The sequence below is a fragment of the Photobacterium sp. DNB22_13_2 genome, from assembly GCF_052873915.1.
Genome location: NZ_JBNNXU010000116.1, coordinates 1 through 278, shown reverse-complemented (window position 1 = coordinate 278; position 278 = coordinate 1). Strand labels below are relative to the sequence as shown.

The window sequence follows — 278 nt, the reverse complement described above, 5'->3', positions numbered from 1 at the left end:
GTCAGGTGGGGGATGGCGCTGTCGCTTTCGGGCAGGCTCACGGTCAGGCGTTGCGAGGGCGCCAGCGTGACGCCCTCCATCCCCACCAGAACGTGCGTGCCCTGGTATTCGATGTCGCAGATGCGGCCCCGCACGCGTGGCCGATCTCCGGCTGTGGATTCATCGGCATGCAATGCCATGCGGTCGATGCGTACGGCCACTGGCCCATCCGCGTCTTCCAGCAGGTTGTGTCCGCCGATGAAGGTGGCGACAAACGCGCTGGCCGGCTGGTTGTAGAC

Annotated in this window: 1 pseudogene; it reads right to left on the bottom strand. The window is 66.2% G+C overall.

Features of this window, described 5'->3' with window-relative positions:
• Nucleotides 1-278: pseudogene (locus ACVA58_RS28035) on the bottom strand (hypothetical protein); the annotation flags it as partial.